We start from the raw sequence: 15,158 nt of genomic DNA, 5'->3' as shown, positions 1-15,158 counted from the left end.
CACTGCTGGTCGTGTTCACCTCTCACCCTACGGCTAGTGTATCTAATCTAACTAATTTATTTTTATATCAAAAATTTTAAAAATGATATTAAATACACTGGAAGGAACCGACACATACCCTTTTATAATTAAAAAATAATTATTAAAAGTTAATACGATGATAACCACTGACAGGTCAACCAATCATCTAGCCATAAATACACTAGCTGGAGGTTACGAGAAGATTAAGACTGCCGTGATAGTGGAGTTAGGACGACAAGGTCGTTCTTACTCCACGGACGTCTTTTGAAATTCGCGATTTGTGCGAAGTTCAAAAGCGAGGTTCGAGACCTTGGCTCGAACCGGTCCCACAGCAGTCTTAATCTTCTCGTGACCGCAAGCGGCACTCGTCCACTTAACTTTCAACATTTAACTCCATTATATATGACAAGTAAATTTTAACTACAATTATAACGATTTCTTTAATTTTATTCGGCGTTTTTTATTATTGCCACCAATCGAATGCACTCCCAAGATATCTAGGAAGAAGACAAAGATTGGAATACCGATGATCAAGCCCCATGTTCCTAATAATTCTTCTGATACAATCAAGACAACGAAGGTGAAGAAAATCGGTAAATGGGTCATGCTGGACATGAATTGTGGATTCAAGAAATATGTTTCAATCATATGAATAACCACAATCATGATGATGATATAAATCACATAACGAATCCCGCCGACTGAATATGCCACAAAACTTAGTGGTATCAAGGAAATAATCACTCCGGCCACTGGTATCAAGGACAAGATGAAGACCATGGCTGATAAGGCGATAATTCCGGGCATCTTCATAAATAGTAAGGTAATCGTTGTTAAAGCTGTATTAACGACCGCAATCATCAATTGTGCTTCCAAAACAACTCCGAAGGTATTAACAAATTTCTTACCATAATAGAACAAATCAGAAAATAACCAACTATATTTACTATCCAAGAACTGACGTCCGAAGGCATTCATTTGTTCAACTTGACTAGTATAGAAGAAACTCAACAGAAATGAGATAACAATGTTAAAGCCAACTGCACCGACACTACTGATGTAATTAACTACTTGCGTAATCGCAACCTTGATTTGATTATCCAAATTGATCTGTTGCAAATAGTTATACATCACGTTCAAATAAGGATTGGAACGGACTTCTTTACTCTCATAGAACTTCTGTAACGAATTAAACATCTTGACCGTTTGACTGATCAACTGTGGTACATAATTTGCAATAACGAAAATCAGCAAGGCGACAATGACTAAATAAACTGGCACAATCACCCAAACTGGACGTACTTTTGGAAAATGTTTTTGAACAGCTCGAACTAGCTGAACTGACAAAAAGGTAAATGTAAACGTCAACAAGAAAAGACTCATCATCCCGCGAAATAAATAAAATAACGCAATCACGATCAGTAGCAAGAAGAATCTGCGTAAACGTTTATTTTCGACAAACTTATCGTAAAAACTCATATAAAACTCCTCATAGACACATACTTAACGAAAATAAGATATCCATTCCCAAAATTGTGCAAAGTGAATATCGGTTGTACCAAAGAATGGCAGTAAACTCGCGGAACATTTCAGGCCACATTAACATCTTGACCGTTCGAGCTGCCGCAAAGTTGACTTTCAATCCCAATCTTTTTGCATAATACTTTGTTCTTGGCAAATGATAATCGCTTGTAACTATGATAACGCGTGGGCGATTATTTTTATGCCAAATATCGTGAATTTTTATAGCTGAGAAACTTAAATTTTGAATCGTATTTCTTGATTGGGTCTCAGTAATTATCATCGAATCGGAAACTCCAGCATCTAATAAATAATGCCGCATCATTTCGGCTTCTGACGAAATATTTGATGTACTTCTGCCGCCACTAACGATAATCTTGGGTTTAACAACAAAACCTTTATACAATTCTAAAGCCTTATCCAAGCGAGACATTAATATCGGTGGCACTCGTGAACTAGTACATTTATTCCCCAAAACTAACAAAAAATCAGTTGATTGAATCGTCTGCCTTTGTTTTAAATTACGATCCATTTGCCACATATAAAACAACATTATGACCAAAAGAATCATATCAATCGTTGCCAAACTAAATGTAAACGCACGAACATACTTATTGATGGAAAACTTAGCCAGCAGATAAAACGTCAAAACAATCGTGCCTGACAGTGCAATTGCCCCCATCGGTTGCCGACTATAAACAAATCTGATGCGATAAAACACAAGTGCTTCAATGATCGTAACGATGACCATCAATAAAAAATTCATATTCCCCTCCGATTTAATTCAAACTGAACTTTAATTTAGGAACAGTTAATGGAAAATCTTTAACCATTGTCCAAGTTACCGTGGTCGAATCTTTATCCGGTTGCCGCAACAAGAACAACTTATTATCTAATGAACCATAAATCAACAACTTTCCCTTAGTTGTCGCTACGGCTGGCCCATTTTCAGAATAAGCTGATGGTGAGACTAAGAAAACATACTGCATTAATGGTTGTTTACTACCATCAACACTGACACCTTGATAGTCGCTTGGTTGAATATTAGTGCCATACAAATCACCAAAATTGACACCAATATTACCAACTCTTTTACTATGATTATCGGAAATAGCTCCGACGAGCTGCATTAAATCTGCATTTGAGGATAATGGTGCAGCTACATATTTATCATAATAATCTTTCGTCTGCGTAATAGCATCTCTTAAGCTCGTTTGTTCATTATTAGATTTCGTTAACAAATTAGCTTTATTATTCTTTTGACCATCTTTGACCCGAACAGTGTAGTCGCTCGAGTAAAGATACAATTGACCACTGTCCGACTCCACTCGAACCTTAGCTCGTTCGATTTGATTACCAGTCACTTTAGAATTAACTTTCAAGTTAACACTCTTAGGCAATAATCGATCCGGATTTTGACCATGATAATAGTAGTTGATTGTCAAAAGATTCTTCGGTGTTAAATAAATTTTGCCGTACAAACTTTGAACGTTTCCGGTTTCAACTTCTGTCAACATAACGACTTTACTATCAGTTTTATCCGACAATTTTTGGGCAGAGTGTTCTGTCAAAGTCATCTGATAAGTCCCATTTTGATTGATAGTTAAATTCCCATCGGTCCGACGATAATCAATAATTGTTGAGAAATCATAGTTACCAATCAAGGCATTATTGGCCGTCAGAGGTTTCGTATTCGCATTAACATTAATAATATGGTCTGGCAGCTGCTCATAGTCGATCGCTTGAGATTTAGTTTTGTTAGACTTGCTAATATTAGAAGCCTTATCACGCTTAGTAATGTAGGCAAACTTGTACGTCTGATTGCCAGATTCGACATAGTAACCCTTCATATGTTTACCATAAACATTCTCATGGTAAGGCTTGATAATTTTCAAAACTAAATTTTGCTTGGCCGTTTTGAAAGTAATCGTCTTACCATCACGTTCCAAAATATATTTAGGATTATTAAACTGACTATTGAAACGATTGATTCCAACCTTGCCATCAATTGTCGTAATATCTTTAATTTCTGCTTTTTGATTTTTTAAGAATTTAATTGAAACAGTGTCGTTCTCCCCTTGATCCTGGTACAAAAACCAAGTCTTACTTGAGGTAACGATGTTTTCCGTTTCTTTCGGCTTACAACCTACTAAAAGTACGGCAAAAAGGCAAAGCATACTTAAAACAACATAGAATTTTTTTCCCATCTTTTTAAGCCTTTCTCTTGTAACAATTATACAACTTGTGGGGCCTCCGGTCGTGAGTGACACAGCCTGCTGTGGGACCGACCTGAGCCAAGGTCTCAGGTCTCGATTTTGAACTTCGCAAAACTCGCGAATTTCAAAATACGTCCGTGTTGTAAGGGCTAAAGCCCTAACAACACTGTCACTGCTGGCTGTGTCACTCACGACCTCCGGCTATATTAATGGCTGCAATATTACCTATAAAAATAAACTCTCTTTATATTCTAAATCCTATACATAATGAAGGTATACAAAACAATCTACAAATCAATTAGTCGGAGGAGCTTATAAAGAATCAACGGCTGTGAAAGTGGCGTTACGGCTTCAGCCGTTACACCACCGGGCGAGTTTGGAGACTTGTCGAACTTGCAAGGCTTCAAATCGAGGTCTGAGACCTTGGCTCAGACCGGTCCGCACAGCCATTGAATATTTATAAGCTCCGGAGACGGCAAACCCTCTTATTATTGAACAATGATATCAAAAAAAGACACGCTTTTCAGCGTATCTTTTCGAATAAATCATCATTCAATTAAGGTTCTTTATTTGTTACCTGTAACGAAGCTATTATCAACCCATTCGTTTGTAGCAACACGACGATATTGTACGCCGTTATATTCCTTAACTTGGTCAGTTTGCCATGGAGTATTATTTGCCAAAGCACGGTTAGTAATGTTCTTTACACTACCATCATTTTGGAAAGCAACAAGTGGTACATAACTTCCATTTGTGTTATTAACACGAATAACACTCTTGTTACCAACACTAGAATCGCCTGCATTAGCATTGTCACTACCTGAATTAGTATTACCCTTCAATTGGTTGTAATACTTACCAACTAGATCATAGAATTGGTTCATGCTGTAACCCCATTTGGCGAAATAGCCAACTGGATCAGTATGGTTTGTTTCATGCCATTTGTTGCTTACATCGTTATGTGACATAACTGTAACGCCTGGTGTAAATGGCAAGTTATATTGAACTAATTTTGAAGCTGTGTAATATGCTTGGTTAGCAACTGAACGAGCAAAGGCATCTGTTGATGTAACTTGACACAATTCAACATTGATGAATTTGGCATTAGCTGTAGGACCAGCCCCCCATGTAAGATAATCAGTATTCTTAATATTCAAGATTTGGTTGTTGTCAACGAATGCATGAACATAAGTATAAATTCTCTTCCAATCGCGATTAAAATAATCTGCTTCATTTTGAGCAGAAGCACCCGGTGTAGCTGTTTCGTGAATAACAACACCTTCTGGCTTACCGACACCATTTTCGTAACCTTGCCAGACACTAAATGTACCTTCTTGGTTTGTAATTGAAACTGGTTGAATGTTGTTATTATTAATGTAATCGTTGATCGCTGAAGTTGCAGCTTGCGCTGTTTGAACGTGGGCACCAAATTGAGGAGCCACTTGTCCAATTGTTGTAAATCCGATACTTGCTAAAGCAACTGAAGTTGCCATAGTAGTAATAATTTTCTTAGATACCATAATAAATATTTCCTTCCCACCGTTAATTTCCTTAACGTTATAAATTATAACAAGTTTTTTCACAAATTTGACGAAAGTAACGAGCCTGTAACCAAATAGTAAAATTCAACGAACGCTCATATGTCGCAATTTTTGTAAAAGCCTATTCCGGCAGTATCTCAACCCTCTAGATGTATGGTTATAACGCTCCGACAATATTACCAGAGATTGTCCTTCAATGAAATGCTCTTGCAATATAACTTTTTCAATTTTTGACAGTTCGTCAATATTAACAAAGCTTAAATCAGCTATTATCAACGTTTCAGGAACACGCTGGAAATCAAATTCCTCCAAGCTGTGTATGTCATGATATCGTTTTTCTTGACGTAACATATCGGTCAAACGCCACGTCAACTTTTGGAAAACGTAACGGTTAAATTTGGACAAATCGTCTTCATTTTGACGATATTTAACATAGGTTTGCGCATAAAGAATCATCGCTTCTTGAAAGTAATCTTCATAGTCAACACGAGTGACAAATATATGGACTCGTTTTAAAACACCATGAATTAATTTTTGATTTTGTAACGCATGTTGAAAACCTAATTCCAGATCAGTCATAATTGTGAGTTCTCCTAATTTACTCACAAGCGCTTGTGTGGAATAAATATAACGGATTCAACTCTGTAATATTAGTTGCCAAATTTTTTTAGAAATGCTGGTACTAGTGACACCTAGAAAAAATATTGCAACAAAAAAAGCGTCCTTAGACGCTTTTAGAACCATTTCAGTAATATTTTTTAAATCGGCTCAAATTTTGACCATAAAATTTAAATAACTCAATTCGTTGTATTTTATCAATTCCTAAATTAGACAAAATCGCCTTTTTCAAAATAAAAACCATTTTATCCAAATCTTTAACAACTGATTCTATCTCCAGATGTTCTTCACAATTACAATTCTCAAACGATTTTAACAATCCTAATTCAGACGGAGGTTGCAACTGACAATGTCCCCAATTTACAATACATTCTAAAAACATAAAATTAGCTCGACTCAATAATGCTACATCATGCAGGCGTTGTTCAAGATTCCCCCTTACAGATTTCAAACTAGCCATATTGCCATTGATATCTAAAATATGTAACATTCCTGCCGATGTCCAAACACAAGCTATCAAATTTGGTGAAATCCAGTCAGTATTTTGTCGCGTCCCACCATTAATTGGCATATAAGTTTGATAAGCATGAACAAATGGAACATAACGTTTGATACTAAAAAGTCCGGCCAACACCTTCGAAAAGATGCAGCCGAACCCATTAGATTTATGCAATTCATTGATTAATTGTTTCGTTGTACGTGATTCAATAATTACTCCATACTCCAAATGTAATACTAATGTCTTAATATCGGGCAAATCAAACATAGATACATCAAACAGTGCAATTACCTGATTATCCATTTCAAAATCTTCATTTCGCCACAGTAAATAATATCCAGTTGTTAACAAATATTCTTTTGAAACTTCCAAATTGTCATATTGAAAAAATTTCAATTATTGTACCTCTCGTGATCATTATTTACCCTTAAGAGTATGCTCAAAATATAACATGTTTTAAAAATCCTAGATACCGCATAACAGAATTTTTTCGTAATTTTTTAGTGTCGATTATATATTAAGAACAAAATTGAAATTTAGACCACTATTAAGTCTATCTTGCATAAATAAATAACCTCAGCAACCTGATTTAAGTTGTTGAGGTTATTGTTTTAATATTCAAAAGTTGAACTTGTTCTTTCTAGTCTGCACTATAAATACAATAAGTTCCGTTGACCCAACCGGCATTTACTTTATACCAAGTTTGACCGTCAACGATTTGCTTTGAAGTTACTCGCCAAGTTGTTCCATCAGCTAAACGAGTACCGGTAAATTTATTATTAGCTGCGGGACTGTTATAAACATTAACTCCATATCCCGGAATATAGTTGATTTTAACCATTCCTGAAACGGAAGTTACATAGTTTGAACCTTTAACTTGCACGTCATTAGAATTGACCCACTGATTAGTTGCGACACGATACCAAACTGAGCCATCTGAATGAGTTGATTTTTTATCAATCTTCCAATCAGTCCCATTTGCCAAACTAACGGCTAAAACATTATGTTTATCATCGTAAGCTCTGGCACTTGGTGTGGCTGTCACATGGACGATATCTGGATAGGAAACGATTTGATCGTCTTTATATTCGTCATTAGCTAACTGTGACTTCAAGCTAACATCGGTTGCTAAAACATAGGCGTTATTCCCAACAAAATAGAAAGTATTACCGTCATCGTCAACAACATATGCGGTTGTGATCCAAGCTGACTGATATGGTAAAACTCGACTTGTAGCGGCCTTTTTATTGGCAGCACTATAAACAGTCGAACCATTACTATTAACAATAATTGCCGTATCAGCAATCTTAACTTGTGGATTCGATTTTTCGGATGCTAATTGAACATCGCTTGCTCTCACATATTCATTGGAAGCTACTTGATAGTAAACTGTCCCATCAGCAGCAACGACTTTTGAAGAAACATGCCAGTCAGTATTGTACGACAAAGCACGGTTAGCAGCGATTTGATTTGGATTAGCATTGATGTAAATCTTGGCTAAATTTTTATTTGTTACAGTAGCGGTATCATCCATTGCTGTTTGTGTACCACTGACTGAATTATCACTAGTACCTCCAGTACTAGCTTCACTATCATATTGTGTCAAATTATACGTCTCGATTATTCTATTTAAAGTTGATGCATAAATTGGGCTGGTGGCATATCTGCCTTGTAGCCAAGCTGTTGCATCTTTGTATGAAGAAGCATTTTCTTTCCAAGTACCACTATAAAACTTAGGCGCACCAGAAATACCATTTCTTAATAACGATCCATTATCTGCAAAAGATTCATAAGGACTAGGATACTTTCTAAAGTTGGCATAAATAGTGTAATAACCCTTATCAGCACTCCATTCATAAGTTGGCATACTGACATATGAGCCATTGTAATCACCCTTAACGCCAAAATAATTATTGGATTGCGAGGACAAAGTAGATGTTCCCCAGCCACTTTCAACAATCGCTTGTGCCATCATGACTGAAGCATAAACATTGTATTTTGAAGCAGCTTGTTGAGCAATAGGTCCAATATTTTTAAGAAAAGCATCTTGTTGCGCTTTAGTTACACCACTAGTGGCAGATGCCTGCGTGATTGACTTCACAGCATTAGCAGGCAATACACTATTGGCCTCATGATTATTTTCATTAGCCTCGATGGCATCAGCAGCACTCTCACTAATTGGAGCACCCTGTTGATCCATTACACTGGCAACATTTGGATCCTTAGTAGAAGCAGTTTTTTGATCTTGATCATCATCCTGATTTCCATCATCAGTTGAAACTGCGGCTTTTACTGGAGAAGCATTTGAAGATACACCAACTGCTGCTAGAAAACTTGCTAGAGCAGTAGAGGCAACCCATTTTTTATTCATAGTAGTCTCCCTCCAACTATAAAAAGATAACTATCTGTAGACTAATATAGATGTGGATTACCTTCAATAAAACCTTAAGAAAACTAATGAATTTTAAACAATTTTTATGGTTTCCGCCTCCGGGTGATAGGTGGTGAGGAGTGTGTCCTGCTGTGGGACCGTCTTGAGCCAAGGTCTCAAGACTCGATTTTGAGCTTCGCAAAGTACGCGAATCTCAAAAGTCGTCCATTCTGTAAGGACTAAAGTCCTAACAGAATTTTCACTGCTGGTCACACTCCTCACCACCTATCACCCTCCGGCTCTTTCTCTTTGTATCTGTAATAGTTAATGCATTAGTTGATTTAAACAAACATTCAAGTGCAAGTTCAAAAACTACTTAATCACTTCAGCTTAAATAATAACTACCCAAGAATAAAAGAACCTTAAAAAATAAATCCTTAAATCCCAAAGCAAATCCTAACTCCACTGCCCAATCCAAATAACCTAGCATTCGGTTGCGAGCAATGGAGGTCAGCAGTGACAGTGGAGTTAGTGCTTTAGCACTTACTCCACAGGACGTGTTTTGAAATTCGAGTGCACTTCTCGAAGTTCAAAACCGAGACTCGAGACCTTGGCTCGAGTCGGTCCCACAGCAGACCTCCATTGCTCGCAACCGAATGCGGCACCTCAAAAAAATACAAAAAAAGATTAATGACTAAGCATTAATCAGTAGTTTCAATATATGTAACATATTCAGCTTCGATCCATTCGCCATCTTGGGCAATACGATAGAATGTTTTACCATCATCGCCTGTGCCTTTGGCATCTGTATACCAAGCTGATTCACCTTTGACATATTTATCTTGCAACATTTTACGGTTCACTTCATAAGAGTCAAACAAAAAGACGACATAACGGCTGTCTTGGTTGACCTTAACAAGACCATGTACATTTTCAAGCATTGTAATACCACCTTTTAAGTTAATACTGGTTTCATTATACCTTAAATAGTCAAAAAAAAGGTACCTGCATGGCAAGCACCTCAATTATTATTTGTTAAAATACTGTTTCCAGTAAGCCGGAACTTGTTGATTCATCAAATCGTTGAACCAGACGAATTTTCGATATGGTACGTGTTTGGTCAATTCAACTTTGCCATTGTAATAATCTGGATTATTAACTCGAGCCAAATTTGCTTGTTGATTGACACTCATAATATTTAAATATCTTGCGCCAACAACTACCAAGGTTATCAACAGCAAGCCTGTCAACCAATTTTTCCATCTAAAATTATCCATTGCGGCTAAAACAAATCTCATTGTTATTAAATATGTAAAGACATAGGTTAGGAAGTTGCCTCGACAATTAATCGGTGCCGACACAAACAACAATTGTCCCATGATTACGCCGGTCATTAAGAAATACAGCCACATTTTAGCGTCTACTCGGAAAAACATAAAAATACAGTAACCGATAAATACGACCAGCAACAAACTGATTATTCCCTCAAGGTTAGACAAATTATCGTCAATCACATTGTAACCATACATATCATTTAGTTGCATATGCTTTTGAAGATAAAAATTAATTGCTACATAATAGATCAAAAATGTCACCGCTATAACGGTTAAAATTGTTTTCTTCAGAGCTGAAAAATCAGACCTTATAACTAAAATCGCAATTGCTACCAACAGTGCCACCAGCATAGCGATATTAAATGTTATCAGCCAGAAATGTGTTATTTTGGCATAATTGTTCCAAATTTTTATCGGATCAAACGTCGTATTACGATAGGTGCTTTTACCCCGATAGCCTCGATGAGTGAACATCGTCACTGCCGCTACAATCGCTCCCAATAAATAAGTAATGTGATACAGTTTAACTTTTTTATTGAAAAACAAGACAACAAGAATTCCTAAAGCAATCTGCGCCACAGTCATCGTTTCCGTAAACATTCCACCAACATAAGAAAGCACCAGCGTTCCCAAAGCTAGAAATTGATTGAATTCTTTGGTTCGTCCTTTATCAACCAACCAGATATATACTAATGCCAACGCAATTGGTGGAACATAATTGACGAAGCCAGCGTTCCAAACCAAGATATTGTTCAAAAAGCTATCTTGTAAAGTAAAGACGAAGAGAAATGACAAGGTTAACGATAGCAAAGTTTTCCCCGACAATCGCCAAAGTCCCCATAATAGCAACGTCCAAAATACTGCATAAGTTAATATTGCTAATGGCAGTGAATGCATCGTGAAAATTTCTAAAGTATTTCCTAAATACCGGCCATTGCTACTGCCACCATAGATTGCTTGTGGTCCATAAAACATATGATGAAGTAAATATTTTCCCTGCGGTCCCCACCAAAAGTAATCATCCCCCGATGGAATCACGAAATATCTAAATACCCCAAAATATATGAATGAAACCACGAACATCATCGGCATTAAAAATTTGCGTTTATTCGTAATTGATTTTTCCATAATAAAGTAATTTTGCGCTAATTTCCTTTAGACCGCAAGAACATTTCTCAAATACCTTTTTGATATAAAACGTATGAGTAAATTATTGGTATCAAAGTAACAATTACCAATATCGGAATAAATAATAGTGTATACGTAAAAATAGCGGCAACTAATTCAAAAATACCTCCGCAAATAAATGTTTTCGATCCTAAGCGATGTGTTAAACGCCAATTTTCATTACTCTCCATTGTCCAGGGTAACCGAATCCCAATAACTTTATTTGGTTTAAGAGAATTCATCGGCACACCCAAAATTATCAGAATAATTCCACTCAATAAGTTAACTGTGGCTTGTTGTTGAAAATAAGTGTTGTCACCTAAAGCAGTTGATAAAATAACAAAATTTAGAAAAAATGAAATAATCGGCATGATAGCTAAGACAAGATAAACAATCCAATCTTTCACAGCATTTTTCCTTGCATCATGCTTAATCAGAAGAAATATAACGCTTTGCGCCACGGTAAGAATCGTTGGCAAAATAAAGACAGCCATTGCCTTAGGACCCCAACTATCAGCAATCATTTGACTATTAAAATGCATGGGCAATTCTGCAGGCAACTTATTCCAAAGCAACAAGTCGATTCCTGTTGGCAACCAAATCAAAAGCAATAATATGAGGAAAACCAGACTCTTCTTTTTCATAACGCCACCCGCTTTCTTATTGCTGTAATTATAATTCCAAAGATTATAAACGGAGCCATATACTGCTCGTTATCACAGTCAAGTAAGATGGACAAATCGTATTCTGTTATTAAATCTGAAAACGGCATATTTGAAATAAAAATACGAGTAGCAATCCTAAATGAATCGGATTACTACTCGCATTTTTAATACTCAAAAACAGAATATACGTGTGGTGCTAGTTGATGTTTTTATCATAGATTTGAATTATTTTTACACTTATTCCGATAATCCAGTTATCAACGACGTAACAATATTCAAAATTATTTACTATAAATTAAAGAACAAGAAATAAACTAGCCGGAAAGAGTAAGAAATTTGGGTCGCTGTGAAGGTGGCGTTGGCGCTTTAGCGCCTACACCACGGGACGACTTTTGAGACTTGCGATTTTTGCAAGGCTCAAAATCGAGGTTGGAGACCTTGGCTCCAACCGGTCCCCATAGCGACCCAAATTTCTTACTCTTGGAGGCGGAACATTTACATCATCCATTTTTTCAAAACTGGAATCTTACTAATCACAAAAATAATAACCAATGACAGGATTGTCGCAAAGAAAAATGTTATTAAATAATGATTTACTCCGGCCATTTTTTGAACCACTCCAATACTCAAGCCGTGAACTAAGTAAACTCCATAGGTTAATGGCGCCAGAATTTCAGTCAAGCGGATAAACCATTTATGATAACGGCCTTCATATGATTTCAAAACTTTAAAAATCAAAGCTGCAATAAATGGAATATTGACCACTGAAATAACACTTAGAAATTGGAAATTTGGTTTCAAACTGACAAAAGCAATGATGACATTAATTGCCATCAACACAACTGCCATCACTAACAATTGTAAAGAATTCGTCTTCTCATGCTGACTTTGAGTCAACTTATAGCCGAGAATGAAATAACCTAAACTACTTGAGAAGACAACTTTTCCAACTGTATAACCGTCAAAATACATACTAATATTTTTTGGTAATACTCCTACCAAAGCCGGTAAAAACATGCTGATGATCAACCACAAAATTAATAAGTAATTGAGTAGTTTTTCATCCATCCCTTCAACCATTGCTTTCAACAGTGGCGATAACAAATATAGTGATACCAAGGGATAAATAAACCAATAAGCAATCAGAACTGGTTGGTGATACATTAACAATACGCTGTGGAAAAAGTCTTGATATGTGAAGACACCATCGATTTTTCTTGAAACGAATGCGCTAATAACCGACCAAATAAGAAATGGTACTAATACTCTTGGTAAACGATGGCTGAATAAATAACCAACATTTTTCGTCTTTCGACTGTTTAAAATCGTTGCCCCACTGATCATAAAGAATAGTGGCACTGCAATTTCTGTAATAACAACCAGCATATTGGAAATGTCCCAATTTAGTGAGTTATCTCGTGTTGCTAGTCTGGCTGCTAAAGAGTGTGCCAAAACAACCAACATCATTGCAACCACTCGGATTACATCGATATATATTATTCTTTTTCTTTTCAAAATAGCCCCCAAATATGCCGTCTCCGGGAGCAAGGGATATTTAGTCAGCTGTGGGACCGGCTCGAGCCAAGGTCTCGAACCTCGATTTTGAGCTTCGCAAAGTACGCGAATCTCAAAATACGTCCGTGGAGTAAGGACGAAACGTCCTAACTCCACCTTCACTGCTGATTAAATATCCCTTGCTCCCTCCAACTAATATATAATTATTTTAATTAAAAACTAAGGATTGAAAGTCTCAAAACAGAGTCTGGAGACCTTGCGCTCAAATCAGTTCCCACAACAACCTAATTTCTTACTTTTGTAGGAGACACTAATCTCATAATGTATTTTCTACTTTACACGATAACCGCTGATTTGGTTAAGTCCAAAGAACTTAGCTTCCCACTGGTTCATCAAAGCAGTCGGTGGTGTATCTAAAGCAATCACTCCGTAATTGGCGTTGTACTTGCTCTTTTGCATCGTCATTAATGGTATTCGTGCCGATTTATCCTTTGTTTTTTCAGCCTGGTAAATGATTTGATACTGTGTCCGCATCTGATGATAACTCAAGTTAATATCTTTATATGCTGGTCCAAAACTAATGCCAAACATAACCGTTATGACGGCCGACAAAGCTACTGTAGTCCAAGTTAATTCACTAAATACAGCATAAACTAAGATAAACAAAGCAATGCCTAAGAAAATCACTCCGCCAAAGAAAGTCCGTTCGGGATATTCTGGTGAAAAGGCCATAGCGTAAACTGCTGCTAGATGTCCAATTAGGAAAAATAGCACTGCCCAGATTGTATCAATGTTAATTTTCTTTAGCACTACTCCAACAATCAATAAAACTGCCATTAACAAGTAGATCCAAACCCACTTATCAAAGGTTAATTTATAAATACCGGCAAAGTTTTTTTGAATCAAAGTCCATGTTCGATGAATATTGCCACGGCTTTGTGATCCCGGAGACAGCATCATAGTAATAAACCCGATACCACTGAAAATGACACTGATAGTGGAAACTAAACTAATTTTATGTTCTTGAATCAAACGTTTAACCATAAATAGCAAGATAATTAATACTGCCGCTGGTCCCGAATTTTCATTAGAGGCTCCTGCCAAAAATCCTAAAACAATTGCCCCTAAAATATTACTGAAGTTGACAGTTCTAACTTTCAAATTATACAGAATGAATCCTAAATAAATTACACTCATCCACAAGTAATTGCCTGAACCTGATAACCACAAAACTGATTGGCCAAAATAAGGAATATAAAACCAAGTAAAACCAAAAATAAGTGGCAAGATAAAGGGATTATGCTTTTTTCCGGACAATTTTACCGATAATTTATTCATCAATAACAGCAACAAAATGTAAATTAAACTACTACAAATATCAAACGGCACTTTGGAATTAAATTGCATAAAATATTGCACAATCGAATGTGCCACAAACCGACCATTCCACAATTGATAATGATTAAACATCGAATACGGAATCAGCCATGTACTGATTCGCTGCTGATGTGGAAATGCCGTTGGCGATGGCGATTGATACACAAACCGATATACGTAATCATCCGCTACATACAAGGTCTTCCAGTTGAGCAACAACATAATAAAGAAGACTATCGTCAAAATAGCGATGGACCAGCGATATTTCTTGATTTTTAAAAATAAATCTTCGATGACTCAACACCCTTTCACA

General features: G+C 36.5%; 12 protein-coding genes. All 12 read right to left on the bottom strand.

Annotation, left to right across the window (positions count from 1 at the left end; genetic code table 11):
• Nucleotides 1–447: 447 nt before the first annotated feature.
• Nucleotides 448–1,500 carry an AI-2E family transporter gene (locus D1B17_RS02125; protein ID WP_120143265.1) on the bottom strand — a complete coding sequence of 351 codons (1,053 nt, stop codon included), beginning with the start codon at nt 1,498–1,500 and terminating at the stop codon, nt 448–450.
• Nucleotides 1,501–1,510: 10 nt separating this feature from the next.
• The gene (locus D1B17_RS02120) at nt 1,511–2,308 is read right to left on the bottom strand and encodes a YdcF family protein (RefSeq protein WP_120143266.1); all 798 of its coding nucleotides are present in this window, start codon (nt 2,306–2,308) and stop codon (nt 1,511–1,513) included.
• A gap of 13 nt (nt 2,309–2,321) precedes the next feature.
• Entirely contained in the window at nt 2,322–3,749 is a 1,428-nt protein-coding gene (locus D1B17_RS02115; protein WP_120143267.1) for a hypothetical protein, read from the bottom strand.
• A gap of 575 nt (nt 3,750–4,324) precedes the next feature.
• Nucleotides 4,325–5,341, bottom strand: a complete 1,017-nt coding sequence (locus D1B17_RS02110) for a peptidoglycan recognition protein family protein (RefSeq protein WP_240704433.1) — start codon at nt 5,339–5,341, stop codon at nt 4,325–4,327.
• Nucleotides 5,342–5,383: 42 nt separating this feature from the next.
• Nucleotides 5,384–5,878: a sigma-70 RNA polymerase sigma factor region 4 domain-containing protein gene (locus D1B17_RS02105; protein ID WP_120143269.1), complete on the bottom strand. Its 495-nt coding sequence runs from the start codon at nt 5,876–5,878 to the stop codon at nt 5,384–5,386.
• A gap of 166 nt (nt 5,879–6,044) precedes the next feature.
• A complete protein-coding gene (locus D1B17_RS02100) occupies nt 6,045–6,812 on the bottom strand; it encodes a hypothetical protein (RefSeq protein ID WP_120143270.1) in 768 nt (255 codons plus the stop codon).
• 244 nt (nt 6,813–7,056) lie between these two features.
• A complete protein-coding gene (locus D1B17_RS02095) occupies nt 7,057–8,787 on the bottom strand; it encodes a glycoside hydrolase family 73 protein (protein ID WP_120143271.1) in 1,731 nt (576 codons plus the stop codon).
• A gap of 701 nt (nt 8,788–9,488) precedes the next feature.
• Nucleotides 9,489–9,728, bottom strand: a complete 240-nt coding sequence (locus tag D1B17_RS02090) for a hypothetical protein (protein WP_120143273.1) — start codon at nt 9,726–9,728, stop codon at nt 9,489–9,491.
• Nucleotides 9,729–9,815: 87 nt separating this feature from the next.
• The gene (locus tag D1B17_RS02085) at nt 9,816–11,249 is read right to left on the bottom strand and encodes a hypothetical protein (protein WP_120143274.1); all 1,434 of its coding nucleotides are present in this window, start codon (nt 11,247–11,249) and stop codon (nt 9,816–9,818) included.
• Between the two features lie 47 nt (nt 11,250–11,296).
• Complete coding sequence (locus D1B17_RS02080; protein ID WP_120143275.1) at nt 11,297–11,932, bottom strand: SdpI family protein; 636 nt, start codon at nt 11,930–11,932, stop codon at nt 11,297–11,299.
• Between the two features lie 516 nt (nt 11,933–12,448).
• Nucleotides 12,449–13,468, bottom strand: a complete 1,020-nt coding sequence (locus tag D1B17_RS02075) for an acyltransferase (RefSeq protein ID WP_120144304.1) — start codon at nt 13,466–13,468, stop codon at nt 12,449–12,451.
• Nucleotides 13,469–13,798: 330 nt separating this feature from the next.
• Entirely contained in the window at nt 13,799–15,067 is a 1,269-nt protein-coding gene (locus D1B17_RS02070; RefSeq protein WP_240704432.1) for a DUF3329 domain-containing protein, read from the bottom strand.
• Between the last annotated feature and the right edge of the window lie 91 nt (nt 15,068–15,158).

This window comes from Companilactobacillus zhachilii, assembly GCF_003606365.2.
GTDB lineage: Bacteria > Bacillota > Bacilli > Lactobacillales > Lactobacillaceae > Companilactobacillus > Companilactobacillus zhachilii.
This window is presented reverse-complemented; position numbering and strand designations above follow the sequence as displayed.